Annotated in this window: 20 protein-coding genes; 14 read left to right on the top strand and 6 right to left on the bottom strand. The window is 64.2% G+C overall.

All coding sequences use genetic code 11. The features are described 5' to 3' along the window. The first annotated feature begins 106 nt into the window (after nt 1-106). From ACGYKA_RS14070 to ACGYKA_RS14060, 3 genes are read left to right on the top strand one after another with little or no spacing between them, the layout of a single operon-like run. A complete protein-coding gene (locus ACGYKA_RS14070) occupies nt 107-907 on the top strand; it encodes an HpcH/HpaI aldolase/citrate lyase family protein (RefSeq protein ID WP_394413180.1) in 801 nt (266 codons plus the stop codon). 2 nt (nt 908-909) lie between these two features. Continuing rightward, complete coding sequence (locus ACGYKA_RS14065; RefSeq protein WP_394413177.1) at nt 910-2451, top strand: aldehyde dehydrogenase (NADP(+)); 1542 nt, start codon at nt 910-912, stop codon at nt 2449-2451. Further along, nucleotides 2448-3410 (top strand): 2-hydroxyacid dehydrogenase, encoded by a 963-nt coding sequence (locus ACGYKA_RS14060; RefSeq protein ID WP_394413174.1) that lies wholly within the window; start codon nt 2448-2450, stop codon nt 3408-3410. The genes ACGYKA_RS14065 and ACGYKA_RS14060 overlap by 4 nt, the downstream gene beginning before the upstream one ends. A 40-nt stretch (nt 3411-3450) precedes the next feature. Here the strand turns inward: ACGYKA_RS14060 and ACGYKA_RS14055 are convergent, their stop codons facing one another. Genes ACGYKA_RS14055 through ACGYKA_RS14035 form a run of 5 tightly spaced genes read right to left on the bottom strand, consistent with a single transcriptional unit; the run spans nt 3451 to nt 6736 of the window. After that, a complete protein-coding gene (locus ACGYKA_RS14055; protein WP_394413171.1) occupies nt 3451-3765 on the bottom strand; it encodes an NIPSNAP family protein in 315 nt (104 codons plus the stop codon). Between the two features lie 25 nt (nt 3766-3790). Continuing rightward, nucleotides 3791-4507, bottom strand: coding sequence for a FadR/GntR family transcriptional regulator (locus ACGYKA_RS14050; protein WP_394413168.1), 717 nt, complete (start codon nt 4505-4507; stop codon nt 3791-3793). A 3-nt stretch (nt 4508-4510) separates the two neighbouring features. Next, nucleotides 4511-5212, bottom strand: coding sequence for a nickel pincer cofactor biosynthesis protein LarB (gene larB / locus ACGYKA_RS14045; protein ID WP_394413166.1), 702 nt, complete (start codon nt 5210-5212; stop codon nt 4511-4513). Further along, nucleotides 5199-5984: an adenine nucleotide alpha hydrolase gene (locus tag ACGYKA_RS14040; RefSeq protein WP_394413163.1), complete on the bottom strand. Its 786-nt coding sequence runs from the start codon at nt 5982-5984 to the stop codon at nt 5199-5201. The genes larB and ACGYKA_RS14040 overlap by 14 nt, the downstream gene beginning before the upstream one ends. Then, nucleotides 5981-6736, bottom strand: a complete 756-nt coding sequence (locus tag ACGYKA_RS14035; RefSeq protein ID WP_073037919.1) for a FadR/GntR family transcriptional regulator — start codon at nt 6734-6736, stop codon at nt 5981-5983. The genes ACGYKA_RS14040 and ACGYKA_RS14035 overlap by 4 nt, the downstream gene beginning before the upstream one ends. A 253-nt stretch (nt 6737-6989) precedes the next feature. On the opposite strand from ACGYKA_RS14035, the gene ACGYKA_RS14030 reads away from it, so the two are divergent. The 4 genes from ACGYKA_RS14030 to ACGYKA_RS14015 all read left to right on the top strand — a co-directional run bounded on the left by ACGYKA_RS14030 (nt 6990) and on the right by ACGYKA_RS14015 (nt 13156). Then, nucleotides 6990-7949, top strand: a complete 960-nt coding sequence (locus ACGYKA_RS14030) for a TAXI family TRAP transporter solute-binding subunit (RefSeq protein WP_394413161.1) — start codon at nt 6990-6992, stop codon at nt 7947-7949. A 133-nt stretch (nt 7950-8082) separates the two neighbouring features. Further along, on the top strand, nt 8083-9957 hold the full coding sequence (locus ACGYKA_RS14025; protein ID WP_394413158.1) for a TRAP transporter permease: 1875 nt from the start codon (nt 8083-8085) through the stop codon (nt 9955-9957). 31 nt (nt 9958-9988) lie between these two features. Then, nucleotides 9989-11695: a thiamine pyrophosphate-binding protein gene (locus tag ACGYKA_RS14020; RefSeq protein WP_394413155.1), complete on the top strand. Its 1707-nt coding sequence runs from the start codon at nt 9989-9991 to the stop codon at nt 11693-11695. A 12-nt stretch (nt 11696-11707) separates the two neighbouring features. Then, nucleotides 11708-13156 (top strand): FAD-binding oxidoreductase, encoded by a 1449-nt coding sequence (locus tag ACGYKA_RS14015; protein ID WP_394413152.1) that lies wholly within the window; start codon nt 11708-11710, stop codon nt 13154-13156. 4 nt (nt 13157-13160) lie between these two features. Here the strand turns inward: ACGYKA_RS14015 and ACGYKA_RS14010 are convergent, their stop codons facing one another. Next, nucleotides 13161-13907, bottom strand: a complete 747-nt coding sequence (locus tag ACGYKA_RS14010; RefSeq protein ID WP_394413150.1) for an SDR family oxidoreductase — start codon at nt 13905-13907, stop codon at nt 13161-13163. 177 nt (nt 13908-14084) lie between these two features. Here ACGYKA_RS14010 and ACGYKA_RS14005 point away from each other — a divergent pair, with 177 nt between their 5' ends. The 7 genes from ACGYKA_RS14005 (at nt 14085) to ureC (ending at nt 19273) form a co-directional block, all read left to right on the top strand. After that, complete coding sequence (locus tag ACGYKA_RS14005) at nt 14085-14696, top strand: TetR/AcrR family transcriptional regulator (RefSeq protein WP_394413147.1); 612 nt, start codon at nt 14085-14087, stop codon at nt 14694-14696. Between the two features lie 11 nt (nt 14697-14707). Next, nucleotides 14708-15688 carry a zinc-binding dehydrogenase gene (locus tag ACGYKA_RS14000; protein ID WP_394413144.1) on the top strand — a complete coding sequence of 327 codons (981 nt, stop codon included), beginning with the start codon at nt 14708-14710 and terminating at the stop codon, nt 15686-15688. Between the two features lie 250 nt (nt 15689-15938). Beyond that, a complete protein-coding gene (locus tag ACGYKA_RS13995) occupies nt 15939-16736 on the top strand; it encodes an urease accessory protein UreD (protein ID WP_394413141.1) in 798 nt (265 codons plus the stop codon). A gap of 1 nt (nt 16737) precedes the next feature. Further along, nucleotides 16738-17040, top strand: a complete 303-nt coding sequence (locus ACGYKA_RS13990) for an urease subunit gamma (RefSeq protein WP_067263701.1) — start codon at nt 16738-16740, stop codon at nt 17038-17040. Nucleotides 17041-17049: 9 nt separating this feature from the next. Continuing rightward, nucleotides 17050-17247, top strand: coding sequence for a hypothetical protein (locus ACGYKA_RS13985; protein WP_073037937.1), 198 nt, complete (start codon nt 17050-17052; stop codon nt 17245-17247). Next, a complete protein-coding gene (locus ACGYKA_RS13980; protein WP_394413138.1) occupies nt 17244-17549 on the top strand; it encodes an urease subunit beta in 306 nt (101 codons plus the stop codon). Before ACGYKA_RS13985 ends, ACGYKA_RS13980 begins: the two co-directional genes overlap by 4 nt. Next, the gene (gene ureC / locus ACGYKA_RS13975) at nt 17549-19273 is read left to right on the top strand and encodes an urease subunit alpha (RefSeq protein ID WP_271690319.1); all 1725 of its coding nucleotides are present in this window, start codon (nt 17549-17551) and stop codon (nt 19271-19273) included. The genes ACGYKA_RS13980 and ureC overlap by 1 nt, the downstream gene beginning before the upstream one ends. Nucleotides 19274-19276: the final 3 nt, after the last annotated feature.

Raw genomic sequence — 19276 nt, 5'->3', positions numbered from 1 at the left:
CAGCTAAAACATCATCACAAAAAGGTTGGAAAACACATCTTGCTCGAACTGATATATTACCGTATCACCCCAATTGTCGATACCATTTGAGGGAGGAGCCGCGAAAATGTCGGGAAAACCACTGAAACAAACGCTCCGCCCCGGCAGCCGCCTGCCGGGCTTTTGGCTCTCACTCTGTTCCCCCACGGTGACCGAGATCGCGGCGGGCAGCGGGATCGACTGGCTGCTGCTGGATATGGAGCACGCGCCCAACGACCTGAGCCAAATCACCGACCATCTGCGCGCGGCAGGCAGTGCCAATCTCGATGCGCAGATGATCGTGCGCATGCCCTCTTCCGATCAGACGATGACCAAACGGCTGCTGGATATCGGCGTGCGCAACCTGATGTTCCCGATGATCCAAACCGCCGAGGCCGCCCGCCAAGCCGTATCATGGACCCGCTATCCGCCCGAAGGGCTGCGCGGCATCTCGGCCACGATCCGCGCCAATGATTACGCGCGGCAAACCGATTACCTCAGCACCTATGCAGAGGCGCAATGCGTGATCGTGCAGGTCGAAACCCCCGAAGCGGTGGCCGAAATCCCCGCCATCGCCGCCGTGCCGGGGGTGGATGCGATCTTTATCGGGCCGGGAGATCTCTCGTCCGCGATGGGCTATACCGGCAACCCGATGCACCCCGATGTTCAAGAGAAGATCCGCGAGGCGGTCGCGGCCATCCATGCCGCCGGGCTGCCTGCGGGCATCCTCGGCTATGGTGCCGATCTTGCGCAACGGTATTTCGACGAGGGTATCGAATTCGTCGCCATCGCGGGCGACGCTTGGCTGCTCACGCGGCAGATGGATGCGCTGGTGCAGACCATGGCGCAGCCCTCCCCCACTTTGACACAGGAAACCCATAAGGATTGATCATGACCGCGGACAGCAAGAGATTTCACCCCCACGGCAAACATCTGATCGCCGGCGAATGGGTCGGCGGCGGAGAGACGTTCGCCAATTCCCCCGCCACCGGCGAAAGCGACCAATTCCAAAGCGGCACCCCGGCCCATGTCGACCGGGCCTGCCAAGCGGCGGAGGAGGCCTTTTGGTCCTACGCCTATGCCAGCCGCGAGACCCGCGCCGCCTTCCTCGACACCATCGCGGATGAGATGGAGGCCCGTGCCGAGACCATTACCGAGATCGGCACCCGCGAATCCGGCCTGCCCGAAGCCCGCCTTCAGGGCGAGCGGGGGCGGACAACCGGGCAGCTTCGCCTCTTTGCCGATCACATCCGCAAAGGCGCGCATCTGGACCGGCGCGTTGACGGCGCCCTGCCCGAACGCCAGCCGATGCCGCGCCCAGATATCCGCATGATCCAGCGCCCCATCGGGCCGGTCGCGGTCTTCGGCGCGTCGAACTTCCCGCTGGCCTTCTCCACCGCGGGCGGCGACACCGCAGCGGCGCTGGCGGCGGGCTGCCCGGTCGTAGTCAAGGGGCACTCCGCCCACCCCGGCACGGGGGAGATCGTGGCCGAAGCGATCCACGCGGCGATCCAGAAATGCGGCGTCCACCCCGGTGTCTTTTCCCTAATCCATGCCAACAGCCGCGAAGTGGGCCAAACACTGGTACAGCACCCGCTGATCAAGGCCGTCGGATTCACAGGCTCCCTCGGTGGGGGCCGCGCGCTGTTCGATCTCTGCGCTCAACGCCCCGAACCAATCCCTTTCTTTGGCGAATTGGGGTCGGTGAACCCTATGTTCGTTCTGGCCGAGGCCACCCGAAACCGCGGCGCGGAAATCGGCGCAGGCTGGGCCGGGTCGCTGACCATGGGCGCGGGGCAGTTCTGCACCAACCCCGGCATCGCAATCGTGGCCAAGGGGGCCGAAGGCGACGCATTCGTCGCCGCCGCGAAAGAGGCGCTTGAGCAGGTCGCCCCGCAGGTCATGCTGACCGATGGCATCGCCCAAGCCTACCGCGACGGCAAGGAACGTTTCACCGGGCGCAACGCCGTCCGCGCACTGGTCAGCAACGACAGCGAAGGCCGCGCCGCCCAGCCGAACCTGTTTGAAACCGACGCCGATACCTACCTGCAAGACCACGCCCTTGGGGAAGAGGTTTTCGGCCCCTTGGGTCTGGTGCTGCGGGTGTCCTCGGGCGATGAGATGCAAGAGCTTGCCAAAGGGTTCGAGGGGCAATTGACCGCGACGCTCCAGATGGACGAAGGCGACACCGACGCCGCCAAGGCGCTGATGCCCATCCTTGAGCGCAAGGCGGGCCGGGTGCTGGTGAACGGTTTCCCCACCGGGGTCGAGGTTTGTGACGCCATGGTGCATGGCGGCCCCTACCCGGCCTCCACCAACTTCGGCGCGACTTCCGTCGGCACCATGGCGATCCGCCGCTTCCTGCGACCCGTGTCCTACCAAAACCTGCCCGAGGCGCTATTGCCCGAAGACCTGCGCGGGGCTTCGGCATGAGCGGCGGGTTGATCGGCCCCGTCGCCGTGCTCGACGCGATGCCGCAGGGCATGCAAGAGAAGGTGCGCGGCTATGCCGAAGGGCTCGACCTGCGCTTTGCGGCCTCCTTCTCGGAAGAAGCCTTTGCCGAAGCGGTAAAGGGGGCAGCCTATATCGTCCCACGCGGGCGGGGGCTTCCGGCTGAGGTGCTGCGGGGAGCCGATAGCGTGCGCCTCGTGCATCAGTGGGGCACCGGGTATGACAAAATCCCCTTGGATGTCGCGCGCGAGATGGGTGTTCCGGTCGCGCGCAGCCCCGGGGTCAACGCGCCCACCATCGCGGATCTGACCATCGGCATGATGATCGCCGCGCTGCGCCGCATCCCGCTGCATTACAACAACACCCGCGCGGGCAAATGGATCGTGCCCGAGATCGTCCCCGGGGCGCGGGATCTCAGCAGTCAGAAGGTCGGGCTGATCGGCTTTGGCGCCATTGGGCAGCTTGTCGCGAAACGGCTGACGGGCTTTGACTGCGAGGTGCTCTACTACCGCCGGTCGGGGCCAGCCGAAGGCACCAGCGCGCACTATGCCGAGCGCGATGAAATCCTTGAGACCTGCGATATCGTCAGCCTGCACATGCCGCTGACCGATGCGTCACACCACACCATCGGGGCGGATGAACTGGCGCGGATGAAATCGGATGCGCTTTTGGTGAACACCGGGCGCGGCGGGCTGATCGACGAGAAGGCACTGATCGATACGCTGACGTGCAAGCGCATCGCGGGGGCTGCGTTGGATGTCTTCACCGAAGAACCCGTCGAGCCGGACAACCCCCTTCTGCGTCTCGATAACGTCCTGCCCCTGCCCCATATCGGCGGCCATAGCGAGGACAACCTCAAGCGCATGGTCAGCCATTGGGCGGCCAACATCCGCGCGTTTCACGAAGGGCGCGGCATCGACGAAAGCTGCCTTGTGACCTGAACGCTACCCCCGGTCTGAACCTTCAGGCCGGGGGTGCTGCTTAACCCTCGAGTGGCACAGGCATCAGGATCTTGTTGGTCTGGCTTACCAGATACCCCGCCTCGGCGCTTTTCTTGAGATAGGCCTGCCACTCAGGATCCGCCGCCATCTGCGCCCGACGGGTGGCACGGTCGGCGGCGTCCTTATAGGCCCAGATATGCACGAAGGAATTCACGTCGCCCGTCTCGACCTGCGCATAGATCACCGGCTCGCCCAAGATGCGGCGCTGCGCCGGGAAGCCGAATTCGGCATAGAGCGCGAGGTGTTTCTTGATCGTGCCGGGGCGGCAACAATAGGTCCGGTGGTCGTAGATCATGGGGTGGTCTTTCTGCTTGCTTGGGTCATGCGATACCGGCGTGGTCGGTGATCCGGGCCCGCGCCTGCAAAAGGTGATAGGCCATCGACACGCCCGCGACTTCGCTGTCGCCCGCGCGGATCGCTTCGAGAATTTCCCGATGTTCGCTGATCACCACGTCGATCCGCGCCTGAGATCCTTGGCGGGTCAGCTTTTGCGCCACGTCGATCCCCTGTTCGATCGAACCGCGGGCGCAGTCGAGCATCTGCACGAAGACCTCATTGCCCGAGGCCGCCGCGATGGCGCGGTGGAACTGGTAATCGGCGTCAAAGGACGGGTCGCGCGCCTGCATCGATGCCTCCAGCGTCTGCAAGGCTGCCTCGATCCGGGCGATGTCTTTGGAACTGGCACGCTGCGCGGCCATGCGGGCGGTGGCCTTTTCGATCGTGATCCGCGCTTCCATCGCGCGCATCAGCCCGGCGACGGAACCCGCCGTGGCATATTCGATCAGCTTTTCCGAAGGCCGCCGCCGCACGAAGGTGCCCACGCCGCGCCGCGCCTCGACCAGACCGTCCTCCTGCAGCTTGCGCAGCGCCTCACGCACCACGGGGCGCGACACGCCAAAGGCGGTGGCGATCTGGTTCTCCGAAGGCAGCTTTTCCCCCTGCACCAGCTTGTTCGACACAATCTGCTCAAGGACCTGCCCGTAAAGCTGGTCGGCCAAGGTCTGGCGTTTCTTGATCTTCAGTTTCGGTGCTGTCACCGGCTACCCTCCCGCCGCGGCGCGGCGCATCATATTGGCCAACCGCAGAGCCGATGTTGCAGCCCCATAGCCGTTGTCGATGTTCACCACCGTCACCCCCGGCGCGCAGCTGGCGAGTATCGAATCGAGCGCGACCCTCCCGCCGCGGGCCACACCATAGCCCACCGAGGTTGGCACACCAATGACCACCCCCGGCACCAGCCCGGCCACGACCGAGGGCAGCGCCGCATCCATCCCGGCAAAGACAATCACCACAACCATCTCGCGCAGCAACTCTTCCCGCGCGAGCAGACGCCACAGCCCGGCGACGCCCACGTCCGAAACCTCGGTCGCCGCCATCCCGCCATAGGCCAGCGTGCGCCGCGCCTCGGCCATGGGGGCATAATCAGAGGTGCCCGCACTGACGAGGGCGATGCGCGGGGTGCTGGCCAAGGACCCGATCTCTCCCAAGATGGCGGTGCGCGAGGCGGTGCAGTAATCGACCCGTTGCGCCGCGTCGGCGGGCAGGGCGGCGAACTGCTCTGCCGTCAGCCGGGTCAACAACAGCCGTCGCTCCTCTGCCGCTGCATCGCCGATGATGGCGGCGATCTGCGCCACGGATTTATGCTCGCAAAGCACGGCCTCTTCAATGCCGATACGCCCCCCGCGGCCCCGATCAAAGGTCACGTCTGGATGCCCGTCGGGGCCGGTCTTAGTGATGGACAAATGCACTTCCTCTTGAATAGGCCCGCAGATCAACCGCGCGCCCGTCATCCGTGGCCCGCCGAACCTGCGTCAATATCGCTGCACGTTTCTGGGCGGAGAGGTCTTCATAGGCAAGCGGATCAAGCTCGACCACCCAGCCCCCGCGCAGGCGTCGGCAGCGCAGGGTGATATTGCCCATGACCTCTCGCAGCAGGGTCTCTACCTGGTCGATCACCGCCAGATCCGCCGGCTCCACCCGCAGACCGGTCTCGATCCGGCTGGCCAAACAGGGGGCGGCTGGCAGTTCCGCCAGATCTCCCAGCCCGAGCGCGCGGGCCAAGGCGCGCACATCCGACTTGGACATCTGCGCCTCGACGAAAGGGTGCAGCACGCCGTGTTCCGCCGCGGCTTGCAGGCCGGGACGGTAGTCCGTCAGATCATCGGTATTGGTGCCCGCCGCCACCAGCGGCCCCATGCGCGCCAAAGTGCCATAGAGGTTCGACTTGCAGAAATAACAGCGATTGACCGGGTTCGCGCGATAGGCGGGATCGGCGAACTCCCCCGCGTCGACCAACCTCAACGGCAGGCCCCAAGTGGTGGCGAAATCCTTCACCCGCGCGGTCGCCGCCGCCGGAACGGCGGGTGAGACCGCATGGCAAAGCGTCACGCCCGCCGCGCCGCGCACCTTGGCCGCGGCAGCCGAGAGCGTCAGGCTGTCGATCCCCCCGCTGAGCGCGATGGTCAGTGAGGGGGGCCGCGCGAGGGCGGCATGGAGGGCGGCAGGAATGGTCACTCTGCTAGCCCGTCCTCAGTCTTGAGTTGTGCCAAAAGCCGCCCGCTCGACATCTGGAGGTGGTCGCGCATCCGCTGGCGGGCGCGTTCCGCGTCACCTTCAGCGATAGAGGCGGCGATGTCGTAGTGCTCTTGTATCGCGTCGCGGCTTTCGCCGCCGCGTTTCAGCGCTTGCAGCCGACCGGCCAACATGGTCTCGCGCAGGCTGGCGACAAGGTAGTTAAACAGGCTGAGGTAATAGCTGTTCCCCGTCGCCTCGCAAACCGCGCGGTGAAAATCGAGGTCTGCAGTGACCCCTGCCGCCACTGCCGGGCCACCGATCTTGTTGCTTTGATCATAAGCGGCGGCGGCACGCTCAATCTCTGCGCGGGCCTCGGGGGTGGCGCGGGCGGCGGCGATGGCAGCGGCTTCGATCTCAAGCCCCATGCGCAGCTCTAGGATCTGTTCGAGCTTGCGCTGGCTTTCCATGTCACGTTCAGGGATAGCAAAGCCCTGGCGGGGCCGGTCGCTGGCGACAAAGGCCCCCCGGCCCTGACGGCTCGACAACATACCTTCGGCCTTGAGGCGCGACACCGCCTCGCGGATCACCGTGCGGCTCACATCGAAATCGCTGGCCAATGTGGTTTCGGAGGGCAGCACATCGCCCACGTTCCACACACCGTTCACCACATTGTGGCGCAGCACCTCGGTCACCTGATCGCTCAGCGTGGCACCATCGACGAGGGGCGCGGTCGCCTGAAGATTTGCAGCCATAATAACAACTTCCTTTCGCCGATTGGACCACCTGTATGACAAGCTGTCAATAATCAGAAGGTAGGCCCTACCGCAACGTTACAAGCAGAATACAACATTACAAGTAAGATGAAATACCCGTAAATTTGTATTTTTAATTGACAGGCTAAAGATTCCCCCGCAGTCTGCGGATCACGGCAAGAGGATGTCAGGGGGGAGCCCAGAACCCATCCAGTAGCTGCCGACACACAGTCAAAACTCGGGAGGAGTTTCTATGTCACCCATCTTCAAATCGATCCGTCGCACCACAGCGGCCACCATCCTTTTCGCCGTCGCAGGCGCCGCCGCCCATGCGCAGAGCTTTGTCATGGCGACCGGCCAGCAGGGCGGCTCGTGGTATCCCGTGGGCGGCGCGATCAAGGCGATTGTGGAGCGTGAGAACCCCGATATGGACATCACCGTCACGCCGGGTGCGGGCGTGTCGAATGTGGTTGGTGTAGACGCGGGCCGCTTTGGCATCGCCTTCGCCAACTCGATCTCGACCGTGGATAGCCTGTCGGGCAAAGAGCCGTTCCGCAAGGCGACGACCAATGTCTGCAACCTTGGCATTCTTTATCCGCAGTATTTCCAGATCGTCGCGCTTGAAGATTCGGGCATCAAGACAATCGCCGACATGAAGGGCAAACGCCTGACCACGCAACAGCTTGGCAACACCGGCGAATTCCTGACGCGTGAGCTTTTGTCGACCGCCGACATGACCTTTGATGACCTCGACAGCGTCGCCAACACCTCCTATTCCGACTCCGCCTCGCAGATGAAAGACGGTCAGGCCGATTTCTTCACACTGGGGTCGTCGCTGCCGACAGGTTCGGTCATGGATCTGGCGTCCTCCCGCAAGATCCGCCTGATCGACGTGGATGAAGAGACCTTCCAGTACTTCAAAGACAAGAACGCCGCTTTCCAGCGCCGCGAAGTCAAGGCGGGCGCCTACCCCGGTTTCGATGAGACCGTGCATGCGATCAGCTATGACACCCATATGGTCGCGCCCTGCGACTATGACGGTGAGATCGTCAAATCCGTGCTCGCCGCGATTGCCGACAACAACGACAGCTTCGCCGCGATCAGCAAATCCATGGCGAACCTGACGGTTGAGGAAATGGCCACCGACATCGGCGTGCCCTTCCACCCCGCCGCGAAAGAGTTCTACGCAGAGCGTGGCGTCTCGGGGATGTAATCCCCCCTGACGAGAAACGGGTCGGCCGGGGCCAAGCGCTCCGCCCGACCCACATCCCCATAGGCCCTGCCGCCCGCGCATCACATGCGCCGCCGCACAAGGGCCGCCTTCCACTCTAGACGCGAGAACCCCCATGCAACTGTCGATCCTTCTGGATAAGATGCCCCTGATTACCCGCATAGCAAGGCTGATCCTGGTCGGTATGGCTGTGTGGCATCTCTACGTCGCCTTCGTCGGCCCGCCCAACCCCTATATCATGCGCGGCGTGCACGTCGCTCTGGCGCTTTTGCTGATCTTCCTGACCGTCAACCGCAAGGGGCTGCGCAATGATGTGCCGCGCTGGTATGACGTGGTGCTTGGGCTGATCGCCTCGGGGGCCGCGCTCTACCCTTCATTCAACCTCAATTACATCACGCAACGCTTCCTCTATGTCGACCCGCTGATGCCGGTGGATATCGTGGTGGGGATCACGCTGGTTATCCTGCTGCTTGAAGCCACGCGCCGGATGCTGGGGCCGATGCTGCCGATTACGGCGCTGCTGTTTCTCGGCTACGGCCTCGCCTTCACCTCGACCCTGCCCTCGGTGATCCTTGAGCAGTTGTTCATGACGCCCGAAGGCATCTTCGGCATCCCGATCGCGGTTTCCGCGACCTATATGGTGCTTTTCATCCTCTTCGGCTCTTTGGTCGAGCGGATGGGCGTGGGCCAACTCTTCATGGATTTCGCCGTGGCGCTTACCGGGCGTCAGGTCGGCGGTCCGGCCAAGGTGGCCTGTGTGACCTCGGGCCTCTTCGGGTCGGTGTCCGGCTCTGCCGTGGCCAATGTGATGACGACCGGCACCTTCTCTATCCCGCTGATGAAACGCATGGGGTTTAAACCCGCCTTCTCCGGCGCAGTCGAGGCCGTGGCCTCGACCGGGGGGCAGATCATGCCGCCTGTCATGGGGGCTGCGGCCTTTGTCATGGCCGAATACCTCGGCGTGGGATACCTCACGGTTGCGAAATACGCGCTGGCGCCCGCGATCCTGTTCTATGTGGCCCTTTTTGCCGCGGTCCATTTCGAGGCCAAGCGCAAGGGCATCGGTTCGGTCCCGAAAGAGGATCAAGTGCCGCTGAAAACCGTCCTTGTCGAGCGGGGCCATCTGTTCTTGCCGCTGGCGATCATCGTGGGCGTGCTGATGCTGGGCTATTCGGCCCCCTATGCGGCGCTTTGCGGTATCGTCTCGGTCGTGCCCGTGGCGGCGCTGCGCAAGACGACACGGCATTACGTCACCGTTGACAACATCCTCGAAGCACTCGAAGGTGGCGCGCGCAACGTGCTAGCAATTGCCGCGGCCTGTGCCTGTGCCGGCATCGTGGTCGGGGTGATCGACATCACCGGCCTTGGCCTGACCTTCTCGAACTTCGTGATCGAAGCGGCCCAAGACACGCTGGTCATCGCGCTCTTCCTGTCGATGATCGCGGGCATCATCCTTGGCATGGGGATGCCGACCACACCGGCCTATATCGTGCAGGTCGCCCTGCTGGTGCCGGCACTGGTGAAACTGGGCGTGCAGGTCGAAGCAGCGCATCTCTTCGTGTTCTACTTCGCGATCCTGTCGGCCATCACACCCCCCGTCGCCATGGCGGTCTATGCCGCCAACACCCTATCGCACGCCAAGATCGTCGAGGCGAGCTGGGCCGCGGTGAAACTCGGGGCCACCGGCTTTATCGTGCCCTTCATGTTCGTCTATGAACCGGCGATCCTGATGCAGGGTTCGGCCACCCAAATCACCTTGGTCCTGTTGCAGGCCACCATTGGCGTCATCCTGCTGGCCGCCGCCCTGCAACGCTACTACTTTGGCCAACTGTCGAATGTGCTGTCGGTGGTGCTTTTCGCGGCGTCGCTCTTGCTGATCTATCCCGATCTGCGGCTCACCGCCTCGGGGCTGGTCATCGCGGGCGTTATCCTGGCCTTCCAAAAGGCCAGGAACCCCAGCCCGAAAAGCCAAGCGGCCACACATACTTAAATCTCAGAACGAACGAAACGGAGCCTTCTCCATGCTGCAAAAAACATCCCTCAAGGCGCGGACCGGCGGACAGGTCCTTGTGGATCAGCTTTTGATCCACGGCGCCGACACCGCCTATTGCGTGCCCGGCGAAAGCTACCTTGAGGTGCTGGACGCGCTGCATGACGTGCAGGACCGTTTCACCCTCATCAACGCGCGGCACGAAGCTGGGGCCGCGAATATGGCCGAGACCTATGGCAAGCTCACCGGCAAGCCCGGCATCTGCATGGTCACCCGCGGCCCCGGTGCCTGCCATGCGGCCATCGGCGTGCATATCGCGCAACAAGACAGCACGCCGATGATCCTGCTCGTGGGCCAAATCGCCCGCGACACGACCGACCGCGAAGCCTTTCAAGAAGTCGACTACCGCGCCATGTTCGGCCCCATCGCCAAATGGGCCACCCAGATCGACGACCCGGCACGCGTGCCGGAATATATGACCCGCGCCTTCCGCGTGGCGACCTCGGGCCGCCCCGGCCCGGTGGTGATCTCCCTGCCCGAAGACATGCTGACCGAGGTGGTTTCCGTGGCCGATGCCCGGCCCTATACGGCCACCCATGCCGGCCTGTCGCCCGATAGCCTCGATATGCTCAAGACCGAGATCGCGCAGGCCGAACGGCCCCTGCTGCTGCTCGGCGGTTCTGGCTGGTCGGATGAGAGTGCGGCGGCGATCACCCGCTTTGCCGAAGCCAACAAGATCCCCGTCACCACCTCTTTCCGGCGACAGGACATCGTGAACAACCTCTCGCCGGTCTATGCAGGCGATTTCGGCACCTCCACCGCGCCCAGCCTCTACGCGCATCAACGCGAGGCGGATTTGCTCATCGTGATCGGCGCGCGTTTGGGCGAGATGACGACCAAGACCTACACCACCATGCAATCGCCCAACCCCGAAACCCGTCTGGTGCATCTCTACCCCGAGGCGGATGAGATCGGCCGTGTCTATTCACCGGATTTGGGCATCGCGGCGGCGCCCGTCGCTGTGGCCGCTGCCTTGGACGGCGTCGATCTGGGCCGGGCAGAGGCATGGGGCGATTGGTGCGACAAGCTGCATGCCGATTACCTCACCGATACCGAAGCGCCCAATGGCGGGGAATGGGACCTCGACATGGGGGTGGCCCTTGCGCAACTGCGCGATGAGCTGCCCGATGACGTGGTGGTCACGCTCGACGCGGGCAACCACACCGGCTGGGCGCAGCGGTTCCTGCGCTTTGGCCGTCCGGGCCGGATCGTCGGCTCCACCTGTGGCGCGATGGGCTATTCCGTACCCGCCGCCGTGGCCGCGTCGATTGCAGACCCTGAACGGCTGACGCTGTCCTTCGTCGGCGATGGCGGCTTTATGATGAGCGGCAACGAACTCGCCACCGCCGCGCAATATGGCGGGCGGCCCATCGTGCTGCTGTTCAACAACGGCATCTACGGCACCATCCGCATGCACCAAGAACGCGACCACCCGGAGCGTATCTCGGGCACCACCTTGCAGAACCAAGACTTCGTGAAGATGGCCGACGGTCTGGGCGCCCATGCCGAACGGGTGACCAAAACCGAGGATTTCGCCGCCGCATTCACCCGCGCCCGCGAGAGTGGCCGTCCGGCGCTGATCGAACTGGTGACCGACCCCGAGCAGATCTCGACCCGCACCACGATCAGCAAGCTGCGCGCGGCGGCCCAGAAAAAAGTCGACGCCGACCAGCGCTGAAGGATGACCCAGATGACGACCCTGACCGCGCCGCCCCGCACAGATGATACGGACGCGCAAGATCACGCCGCCTTGCTCGATGCGCTGCGCGATGCCATCGGCCCTGCCCATGTGGTGACCGACGCCAAGGATTTCGACGCGCGGCTGATCGAAGACCGCGGGCTGCGGCGTGGCACGGCGCTGGCGCTGATCCGCCCAGGCTCGACCGAGGAGGTCGCTGCCTGCATGCGTCTGTGCCATGCCGCTGAGGTGCCGGTCACACCGCAGGGCGGCAACACCGGCCTTGCGGGGGGCGGTGTGCCCGATGGCGGCATTATCCTCACGACCGACCGGCTGAACCGTATCCGCGCGGTCGATCCGACCAATGCGACGATGACGGTCGAGGCGGGCTGCATCCTTGCCAATATCCAAGCGGCAGCGGATGAGGTCGATGCGCTCTTCCCGCTCTCGCTCGCCTCTGAAGGGTCCTGCCAGATCGGCGGCAATCTTTCGACCAACGCGGGCGGGACGGCGGTGCTGCGCTATGGCAATACCCGTGACCTCGTGCTGGGGATCGAAGCGGTGCTGCCAGATGGCCGGGTGCTGAATGACCTGAACGGCCTGCGGAAAAACAACACCGGCTTTGACCTCAAACACCTCTTTATCGGCGCCGAAGGCACGCTTGGCATCATCACGGCGGCGGTGATCAAACTCTTTCCCAAACCCACCGCCCGCGCCACCGCACTGGTGGCCTGCACCGGCCCCGATCCGGCGCTCGCCCTCTATGCGCGGATGCGCGGCCAGACCGCCGACACGCTTTCAACATTCGAGTATATCGACCGGCTGGGCCTGCAAATGGTGATCGACCACGCGCCCGGCTGTAGCGATCCGATGGCCGAGGCGCATCCCGCCTATTGCCTGATCGAACTCACCGGCAATGGCGCGCAGACAGACCTCGACGCTCGACTGGAAACCGCATTGGAAGCGGCTTTCGAGGCGGAGGAGATCATCGACGCCGTGATCGGCGCCTCGGAGGCGCAGAAAGACGCGCTTTGGGCGCTGCGAGAGAACCTGTCAGAGGCCCAGAAACCCGAAGGCGCGTCGATCAAACATGACGTTTCGGTCCCGGTGTCGCGCGTGGCGGATTTCATCCGCGAGGCGACCCAAGCCTGTATGGATCACATGCCCGGCCTGCGCCCCTGCCCCTTTGGCCATTTCGGCGACGGCAACCTGCATTTCAACCTGTCGCGCCCGGTGGATATGGCGGATGCGGCGTTCCTTGCCGAATACGGGACCTTCAACCGGATCGTGCATGATATCGTGCACCAGATGGGCGGCTCTTTCTCGGCGGAACATGGCATCGGCACCTTCAAACGCGCCGAGTTGCGCCGTTACAAGGATCCGGTCGCGCTGGAGTTGATGGAGCAGATCAAAGCCACCCTCGACCCGGGCCAGTTGATGAACCCGGGCAAGGTGCTTTGACCGCTTAACCGCGCCCCGCAAAGGGCATCTTGGTAGCCATCACGGTGATGAACATGGCGTTGGAGTCGAGCGACAAGCGCGCCATGTAAGACAGCGTTTCGGCGACATCATTCACGTCCATCCGCGGCTCCGACATCCGGCTGCCGTTGGGTTGCAGAATGCCTTCCTTCATCCGCTCGGTCATCTCGCTCGCCGCATTGCCGATGTCGATCTGTCCGCAGGCGATGTTATGCGCCCGCCCGTCGAGCGACAGCGCGCGGGTCAACCCGGTGATCGCGTGTTTCGTCGCCGTATAGGGCACCGACAGCGGGCGCGGCACATGGGCGCTGATCGAGCCGTTGTTGATGATCCGCCCGCCCTTGGGGCTCTGCCGTTTCATCAGGGCAAAAGCCGCGCGGGCGCAGAGGAATGACCCGGTCAGATTGGTCGCGACGATGTCGTTCCACTCCGCCACGCTTAAGCCGTCCACCTCAACCGCCGAGCCATTGCGCCCGGCATTGTTGAACAGCAGATCCAGCCGCCCAAAGGTCGTCTCCACCCGCTCGAAGAGCGCGCCGACCTCCGCCTCGACGCCCACATCGGCAGCCGCGGCGATATGCCCCTGCCCGTCGAGCCTCGCGCAGGCTGCGTCGATCTTATCCTGCTGCCGCCCCGTCAGCACGAGGGTGAAACCGTCCTTTGCCAAACGCTGCGCACAGGCAAGGCCCACCCCGCTTCCGGCCCCCGTGATTAGAGCAATCTTTTGATCCATCTTCTCATTCCATCCCTGTCATCGCCCTGCGGGCCGTTGTGTGGAATCTAATATATATGATCGCGCAAGAATAGGTTTTTCCCGCTATTTTCCAGTTTGGCGCGTCCTTCAACTTGCCCGCCTCACATTCGCGCGAGCGCACTAGACGACCGGTCTATTATTGCTTAGATGCCCGGTATGTCAGAGACAAAGAAATCAGATCAGACGCGGCAACGCATCTTGGACATAGGGCGCAGCCTCGTGCTGAGGCACGGGTTCTCTGGCGTTGGCCTGTCGCGCATTCTGAGCGAAAGCGGCGTGCCCAAGGGCTCGTTCTACTATTACTTCGCGTCGAAAGAGGCTTTTGGCACCGCGATGTTGGCAGATTACGTCGAGGCCTATCTCGACCGCGTCGATGCGCTGATCGCGGCCCCGGGAACGGCGGGCGACAAGCTCGACAGTTTCTGGGATGCATGGCTCAGCCAATCCAGCGCCCCGGGGATCGCCAGCGCCTGTTTGGTGGTGAAACTCGGATCCGAAGTTGCCGACCTGTCGGAAACGATGCGCGAAACCCTCGATCAGGGTGTCGATGCTTTGGTCGCCCGGATTGCCCAATTGCTGCGCCAAGGCGCAGAGGATGGGACCGTTCGTGCGCTCGAAGACACTGAGACCACAGCTCGCATGCTCTATGCGAAATGGCTCGGCGCTGCGGTGCTGGCTAAGCTGGCACGCAGCGATGCGCCGCTGCGCATGGCGCGCGCTGAAACCTCTGCCCAACTCTCCCCGACCGGGGGCCAATTCCCAACCTGAAAGGAAACAGCATGTTCGCTGCCATCCACGACACATTCGGCGAGCCCGCCGAGGTTCTGACCACCCGCGAAACCGACAAGCCTGCGCCCGCCGCAGGCGAAGCGCTGCTGCGCATGGTGCTCTCGCCCATCCACAACCACGACCTTTGGACCGTGCGCGGCAACTATGGCTACAAGCCCGACCTGCCCGGCGCCATCGGCGGCTCTGAAGCGCTTGGTATCGTCGAAGCCGTGGGCGAAGGTGTTGATGAGGCGCTGATCGGCAAACGCGTCACGGCTGCCGGGTTCCACGGCGCATGGGCCGAGTATTTCACCGCCCCTGCCGCGGGCCTGCTGCCCCTGCCCGAGGCGATCTCGGACGAAGCGGGCGCGCAGTTGATTGCCATGCCCTTCAGCGCCCTGTCTTTGTTGGAGACCCTCAAGGTCGGCGAAGGCGATTGGCTGATCCAAACCGCCGCCAATGGCGCGGTCGGCAAGATCATGGTCGGTCTGGCCAAGGCGCGCGGCGTCAACCTGCTGAACCTCGTCCGCCGCGAAGGCGCCGCCGAAGAGATGCGCGACACCGGCGCGGAACATGTCCTCTCCACCGAAGATGCGGATTGGCAAAGCAAAGCGCGTGAGTTGATCGGCAAAGAGGGCGCGGTCTCGGCCATCGATTCCGTCGGTGGCGAGTTGGGCGGCCAGCTGGTCGAACTGCTGGGCAAGGACGGTGAGCTGATCGTCTTCGGCACAGCGACGGGCCAGCCGCTCACCATGTCTTCGGGCGAATTGATTATGAAGCACATCACCGTCAAAGGCTTCTGGGGCTCGCGCGTCAGCGGCGAAATGGCGCCCGATACGCGGGGCCGCCTGATTGGTGAATTGGTGCAACTGGCCGCGCAGGGCCAACTGCCCCTCGACACCGGCGGCATCTTCCCGCTGGCCGAGGTGACCGAGGCGATGAAAGCCGCGCTGACCACGGGCCGTGGCGGCAAGGTCATGCTCCGCCCGTGATCGGGATTTGACGACAGCGGCGGCCCTCCCTCCCCGGGGCCGCCGCCCCATGCGCGGAATGCCCAAGTTTAGGACAGCCCCGCGATTTGCCGCCCATTTTTCAGGCAAACCCGCCGTGTATGCGGCTCCGAACCGCCTCGGCGATGACTCTTCCCCGTCTCTATGGTGATTAAAAAATCATCAGACTTTACCGGGCGGAGCGTTCCTCATCCTCATCGACAGCAGCATAAACAGCCCCCAAGCGACCCCGGTGCAGCCGCGCGCCATCGGTGCTGCGATGGTCTCGGCCAAGGCTGCGCGGGGCGGGTCGACAATCGGCGAACTGCGCCAGTCGGGCGCGATGAAGCTACTCTTCCCCCGCCCCGACCCCGCGCTGTTGCAGGCAATCGTCATCAACTCCGCAGGCGGCATCACCGGCGGCGATAGTTTTTCCCTGACGGCCCGCGCCGAGGCGCAAGCGGCGCTCAGCCTCACCACGCAGGCCGCCGAACGCGCCTATCGCGCGCAACCGGGGCAAGTGGCGGCGCTGCGCAACACCCTTACCGTCGACTCCGGCGCGACGCTGCATTGGCTGCCGCAAGAGACCATTCTCTACGACGGATGCGCTCTGCGGCGGCATCTGACGGTCGAACTGGCGCAAGACGCCTCTCTCCTGCTGGTGGAGCCGCTGGTCTTTGGCCGCGCCGCTATGGGCGAAACCCTGCGTCATGCCCATTTACGCGACCGGATCGAGGTCAACCGCGCGGGCCAGCCGCTTTTTCACGACGCGATGACGCTCAGCGGCGATGTCACCGCCCATCTCGCGGCGCCGCACATCGCGGCCGGGGCCGGTGCCCTTGCCACGCTGATCTATGTGGCCCCCGATGCCGAAGCGCGGCTGCCCCGGCTCCGCGCCCAATTGCCCGACAGCGCCGGGGCCAGCCTGATCGGCCATGACCTGCTGGTTGCCCGGATCCTCGCCGCAGATAGTTTCGACCTTCGCCAATCGCTCGTCCCGATTTTGGGCGCGTTGAGCGGTGACACCCTTCCCCGATCATGGATGACCTGACGTGCAACTGACCCCGCGAGAAAAAGACAAACTGCTGATCTCCATGGCTGCCGAGGTCGCCCGCAAGCGCCTTGCGCGGGGGGTCAAGCTGAACCACCCCGAGGCCATTGCCCTCATCACCGACACCGTCGTGGAAGGCGCGCGGGATGGCCGCAGCGTGGCCGATATGATGCAGGCCGGTGCCCATGTCATCACCCGCGACGACTGTATGGAGGGGGTGGCCGAAATGATCCCCGAGGTGCAGGTCGAAGCCACTTTCCCCGACGGGACCAAACTGGTCACCGTGCACAACCCCATCAGATAAGGACATTTCATGCCGCGTTTTGCCCCCCTTCTTGCCCTGCCGCTTATGTCGCTCGCCATGGCGGCCTTCGCCCATAGCGCGCCGCTCCCCCACAGCCATGGCGGAGAGGGCGACGGATCGCTCGCCGTCTACCTGATCGCCGCCGCGGCCTTTGCGCTGTCGGGGGGGATCCTCGTCCTGCGGCGTCTGAAGACCGCCAAAGCATGATCCCGGGAGAGATCATTCCGGCGGAGGGCCTGTTGACCCTCAATGCCGACAGCACGGCGATCACGCTGATGGTCGCCAATACCGGCGACCGCCCGGTGCAGGTCGGCAGCCACTACCATTTTGCCGAGAGCAACCCCGCGCTTGAGTTCGACCGCGCCGCCGCGCGGGGCCTGCGCCTCGACATCGCGGCGGGGACTGCGGTGCGTTTCGAGCCCGGCCAACGGCGCGAGGTCGCGCTCATCCCGATCGGCGGGGCGCGGCGGGTCTTTGGCTTTAACAGCGCGGTGATGGGATACCTCTGATGCCTGCACAGATCAAACGCGGTGACTATGCCGCCATGTTCGGCCCCACGGTGGGCGACCGGGTGCGGCTGGCCGATACGGACCTTATTATCGAAGTCGAACGTGACCTGACCACCGGCGAGGGCCGGGCCTATGGCGAAGAGGTCAAGTTCGGCGGCGGCAAGGTGATCCGCGACGGCATGGGCCAGTCGCAGGTCACCCGCGCGGGCGGGGCCGTCGACACGGTCATCACCAATGCGCTGATCGTCGATCATACCGGCATCTACAAGGCTGATGTCGGCCTGAAAGACGGGCGCATTGCCAAGATTGGCAAGGCAGGCAACCCCGACACGCAGCCGGGGGTCGATATCATCATCGGGCCGGGGACCGAGGTGATCGCGGGCGAGGGGCGCATCCTCACCGCCGGGGGGTTTGATAGCCATATCCATTTCATCTGCCCGCAACAGATCGAAGACGCGCTGCATTCGGGGCTGACCACCATGCTCGGCGGCGGCACTGGCCCTGCGCATGGCACTTTGGCCACCACCTGCACGCCGGGCGGCTGGCATATCGGGCGCATGATGCAGGCCGCCGACGCCTTTCCGATGAACCTTGCCTTCGCGGGGAAAGGCAACGCCTCGCAACCCGCAGCACTGGAAGAGCAGATCAACGCGGGCGCCTGCGCGCTGAAACTGCATGAGGATTGGGGCACCACCCCGGCGGCCATCGACTGCTGCCTTGGCGTGGCCGATGCGATGGACGTGCAGGTGATGATCCACACCGACACGCTGAACGAAAGCGGCTTTGTCGAACATACCGTAAAAGCCATGAAAGGCCGCACGATCCATGCCTTCCACACCGAAGGCGCGGGCGGGGGCCATGCGCCAGATATCATCAAGATCTGCGGCGAAGAGCATGTGCTGCCCTCCTCGACCAACCCCACGCGGCCCTTCACGGTCAACACGTTGGAAGAGCATCTGGATATGCTCATGGTGTGTCACCACCTCGACAAATCGATCCCCGAGGATGTGGCCTTTGCCGAAAGCCGCATCCGGCGAGAGACCATCGCCGCCGAAGACATCCTGCATGACATGGGGGCGTTCTCGATCATCGCCTCCGACAGTCAGGCCATGGGCCGGGTCGGAGAGGTCTTGATCCGCACATGGCAGACCGCTAACAAGATGAAAAAGCAGCGCGGGCGGCTGCCCGAGGAAACGGGCGACAACGACAATTTCCGTGTGCGCCGCTACATTGCGAAATACACCATCAACCCCGCCATCGCTCATGGCATCTCGACCCATATCGGCAGCATCGAAGAGGGCAAGCGCGCCGATCTGGTGCTCTGGAACCCCGCCTTTTTCGGGGTGAAGCCCGAGATGGTCTTGCTCGGCGGCAGCATCGTCTGCGCGCAGATGGGCGACCCCAACGCCTCGATCCCCACGCCGCAGCCGGTCTATTCGCGGCCCATGTTCGGCGCCTATGGCCGGGCGGTGGAAAATTCCGCCGTGGTCTTTGTCAGCGAAGCGGCGGAGGCCGCGGGAGTGGGCGGCAGCCTCGGCCTTGCCAAACAGACGCTTGCGGTGCGCAACACCCGTAAGATCGGCAAGCGCGATCTGAAGTTGAACGACGCGCTGCCTGAGGTCGAAGTCAACCCCGAGACCTATGAGGTGCGCGCGGATGGTGAATTGCTGACCTGTGAACCCGCCTCTGTGCTGCCGATGGCGCAGCGCTATTTCCTGTTTTGAAGA

Origin of the sequence: Sulfitobacter sp. 1A15106, from assembly GCF_043556995.1 — a bacterium.
Classification (GTDB): Bacteria; Pseudomonadota; Alphaproteobacteria; order Rhodobacterales; family Rhodobacteraceae; genus Sulfitobacter; species Sulfitobacter faviae.
This window is presented reverse-complemented; position numbering and strand designations above follow the sequence as displayed.

Excerpts from the sequence above, each read along its gene's own strand:
- ACGYKA_RS14030 (WP_394413161.1), top strand. The coding sequence starts at position 6,990 with ATGTCACCCATCTTCAAATCGATCCGTCGCACCACAGCGGCCACCATC.
- ACGYKA_RS14000 (WP_394413144.1), top strand. The coding sequence starts at position 14,708 with ATGTTCGCTGCCATCCACGACACATTCGGCGAGCCCGCCGAGGTTCTG.
- ureC (WP_271690319.1), top strand. The coding sequence starts at position 17,549 with ATGCCTGCACAGATCAAACGCGGTGACTATGCCGCCATGTTCGGCCCC.
- ACGYKA_RS14010 (WP_394413150.1), bottom strand. The coding sequence starts at position 13,907 with ATGGATCAAAAGATTGCTCTAATCACGGGGGCCGGAAGCGGGGTGGGC.
- ACGYKA_RS14005 (WP_394413147.1), top strand. The coding sequence starts at position 14,085 with ATGTCAGAGACAAAGAAATCAGATCAGACGCGGCAACGCATCTTGGAC.
- ACGYKA_RS14020 (WP_394413155.1), top strand. The coding sequence starts at position 9,989 with ATGCTGCAAAAAACATCCCTCAAGGCGCGGACCGGCGGACAGGTCCTT.
- ACGYKA_RS14015 (WP_394413152.1), top strand. The coding sequence starts at position 11,708 with ATGACGACCCTGACCGCGCCGCCCCGCACAGATGATACGGACGCGCAA.
- ACGYKA_RS14065 (WP_394413177.1), top strand. The coding sequence starts at position 910 with ATGACCGCGGACAGCAAGAGATTTCACCCCCACGGCAAACATCTGATC.
- ACGYKA_RS14025 (WP_394413158.1), top strand. The coding sequence starts at position 8,083 with ATGCAACTGTCGATCCTTCTGGATAAGATGCCCCTGATTACCCGCATA.
- ACGYKA_RS14055 (WP_394413171.1), bottom strand. The coding sequence starts at position 3,765 with ATGATCTACGACCACCGGACCTATTGTTGCCGCCCCGGCACGATCAAG.
- ACGYKA_RS13985 (WP_073037937.1), top strand. The coding sequence starts at position 17,050 with ATGCCGCGTTTTGCCCCCCTTCTTGCCCTGCCGCTTATGTCGCTCGCC.
- ACGYKA_RS14060 (WP_394413174.1), top strand. The coding sequence starts at position 2,448 with ATGAGCGGCGGGTTGATCGGCCCCGTCGCCGTGCTCGACGCGATGCCG.
- ACGYKA_RS13980 (WP_394413138.1), top strand. The coding sequence starts at position 17,244 with ATGATCCCGGGAGAGATCATTCCGGCGGAGGGCCTGTTGACCCTCAAT.
- ACGYKA_RS14035 (WP_073037919.1), bottom strand. The coding sequence starts at position 6,736 with ATGGCTGCAAATCTTCAGGCGACCGCGCCCCTCGTCGATGGTGCCACG.
- ACGYKA_RS14070 (WP_394413180.1), top strand. The coding sequence starts at position 107 with ATGTCGGGAAAACCACTGAAACAAACGCTCCGCCCCGGCAGCCGCCTG.